The organism is Anaerococcus sp., assembly GCF_022770135.1.
In the GTDB taxonomy this organism is placed as follows: Bacteria; Bacillota; Clostridia; order Tissierellales; family Peptoniphilaceae; genus Anaerococcus.
In genome coordinates this window covers 1-2,883 of the sequence record NZ_JALEIL010000067.1, presented here as the reverse complement: position 1 = coordinate 2,883, position 2,883 = coordinate 1, and the positions used below count along the sequence as shown (strand labels likewise).

The following is a 2,883-nucleotide window of genomic DNA, read 5'->3' as shown; positions in this document are numbered from 1 at the left end:
ATTGTGGTGCGAATCCTTCAAGCTCTGCCTTAACGTCTGCATTTGGATTTGAAAGGATACTTTCAAGTAAGCTTGCTACGTCATTGTAGGCTTGTTGGCTTCCTGGAACAAGTGGTCTAGAGAATAATTTCTCACTTGCATCATCTAGGATTGGTGCAATCTTAGAGTCAGAAGTCTTGTACTTATCATCTGTTACAGCAGATTTTCTAGCTGGCATGTAGCCTGTTGCTAGAGCAAAGTCGATTTGGCTATCCTTGCTAGATAGATATTTGATATAATCAAAAGCTGCTTTCTTTTCTTCATCACTGGCTTTGTCAAACATATAGATATTTGTACCTTGTTGGAAGGCCTTTTCTGCTGGATAAGGAGCTGCTTCGTATTCGAACTTGCCGTCTACACCTTCTTTAACATAAACTTCACCAGCGTTTGAACCAATGTAGGCTCCTGCTTGCTCATTAGCAAATGGGCCTGACATATATTGGTCAGTTCCTGCGATTCTAAAGTAACCTTCTTTGATTCCTTCTAGGTAATACTCAACTGCTTCTATTGATTCAGGACCTGCTACATCTAGATTTGCGTCAAAATCTATGCCCTTGTTTTTAAGATAAGTGATGTAGAAGTTTGATAGAGAGTCGAAACCAACACCTGGTATGCCTTTTTCTTCGTAGATTTTCTTTGATACTTCCTTAAGCTCTTCGTAGTTTGTTGGCGCCTTTAGACCTAGTTCATCGAATAAGTCCTTGTTGTACCAAAATACTTCTGTTGACTTATTAAATGGAAGTCCTTCGATCTTGCCGTCGTGTTCGATTTCATCCCTTACTCCTGGGAAGATATCATCATAATCATCCATTCCTTCTTTAACATAGTCTGTAAGATCTGCTATCATATCAGCATCTTTGAATTGAAGCATCCAATCAGGATATGCTTGAGTTATTGTTGGAAGGTCTTTAGGTGATTGCATTGATGCAACTAGAATTTGGTTTAAGTCTCCGTATTTTCCTTGGCCTTGAAGAGTAACCTTGATGTTTGGGTTTTCTTCTTCAAACTTCTTGGTCAAATTTTCAAGAGCTTCGCCTTGGCCTCCACCCATAGCGTGCCAAAATACTATCTCAGTTTGTCCTTCTGCCTTATCTTCTTCTTTTCCTTCTTCCTTCTTGTCATCTTTTGCTTGATCAGCACTTTCTTCAACCTTGCTGTCTGCCTTTTCTTCACTTGCGTTTTCGTTAGATCCGCATGCTGTGAATACTCCTAGTGACAAAACTAGAGCCATTAACAACGATAATTTCTTTTTCATAAAATCTCCTTTGTTATATTTTCCTTCATTAATATTATATACCCTTTTTCTATCTTTTGATACCCCCGTAGGAAACACCGCTTAGGATTTGTTTTCTAAAGAGGAAATATAATATTAAAATTGGCATTATAGTAATAGTACTTGCTGCCATTTGAAGGTGAATTAATTGGCCTGCTTCAGTAGCAAAGGCTGATAGACCATTTGATATAAGTCTCATCTCTGTGGTGTTTGTAACAAGGATTGGCCACAAGAATGAATTCCAACCTGTAATAAAGTTTAAAAGCCCTATGGTAAAGAGATTTGACTTGCTCATAGGAATCATTACTTTCCTAATAAATTCAAAGTCACTTGCCCCATCGACCTTAGCTGCCTTGTAGAAATCCATCGGTATAGATTTGAGAAATTCCTTTAGATAAAATATATAAAATACTGATGCCAAAAAAGGAATTATAAGGGCAGTATAAGTATCAATAAGACCAAGTCTTGCAATTGTTGAAAAGTTGGTAAAGATTATAATCTCAAAAGGAATCATTAGAAGCGATAACATGAAGGCTTCTAGGAGCTTTTTGTATTTGAAATTACAAAAATTTAGGGCAAAGGCCGCAAGGGTTGTAGTTATCAAAGTAACTAGGGTATTGGTCAAAGATACAAAAACTGTATTTAAGAAATACCTTCCGAAAGGAGCAACCTTCATAGCCTCGATATAGTTTGAAAATATTGGCTTTTCTGGAAGAAGCTTAGGAGGAATACTCGTTACTTCTTGAAAGCTCATTAACGATGATGAAATCATATAAAGGAAAGGAAATACTGTAATAATCGCCATGATTACAACAAAAATATATCCAATCACTCTTAAAACTTTTTGCATTATTTTGCCAACCTTTCTATTGCCTTCTTCTGTAAGAAAGTGAGTACTAGGAGGAATAAGAATAAAATCACTCCTGCAGCCATTGCCTGGCCATATCTGTATTCCACATAGAACTTGTTGTATATATAAAATACTGCAGTTACAAGTCTATTGCCGACACCTGCCCTGCCGTTAAAGAGGGCGAAGATTGAATTGTAGACCTTAAAGGCTGTGATAAAACTTGTCAAAAACAAGAAGGTAATAATCGACTTAAGCTGTGGGAGGGTAATCTTTCTAAACTGCTCCCAGCTACTTGCTCCAAACATCTCAGCCACCTTGTAATAATTTTTATCAATTGACCTAAGACCTGCGAGTATTACTATAATATTAAAGGCCAATGCGTTCCATACACCAAAAATTATAAGGGCTGTCATATTATAATCAGGATCATTTAGAAAGTCTATCGGTCCAAGACCAATAAAGCCTAGGACGTAATTGATAAAACCGTATTGGCCGTGGAATAAATATCTAAACACAATACCTATAGCTATAACGCTGGTTAGGTAAGGAATAAAGAACAAAGTCTCGAAGAACTTCCCTCCCTTGATGTTAGTATTTAGGACTAAGGCTATGAGCATAGCGATAATTATTGATAAAGGAACAACTGTTACAGCATAGATCAAGGTATTTATCATAGCCCTCTTAAAGAGAGGGTCTTTTAATACAATCGGAAAGTTTGAAA

Annotated in this window: 3 protein-coding genes; all 3 read right to left on the bottom strand. The window is 37.0% G+C overall.

The window, feature by feature from the left end:
* On the bottom strand, window positions 1–1,294 hold a 1,294-nt coding region (locus MRZ08_RS02985), incomplete at its 3' end, for an ABC transporter substrate-binding protein (protein ID WP_297379106.1).
* Between the two features lie 49 nt (window positions 1,295–1,343).
* Complete coding sequence (locus MRZ08_RS02980) at window positions 1,344–2,162, bottom strand: carbohydrate ABC transporter permease (RefSeq protein ID WP_297379104.1); 819 nt, start codon at window positions 2,160–2,162, stop codon at window positions 1,344–1,346.
* A partial coding sequence (locus MRZ08_RS02975) for a sugar ABC transporter permease (protein ID WP_297379102.1) occupies window positions 2,162–2,883 on the bottom strand: 722 nt, incomplete at its 5' end. The genes MRZ08_RS02980 and MRZ08_RS02975, both read right to left, overlap by 1 nt.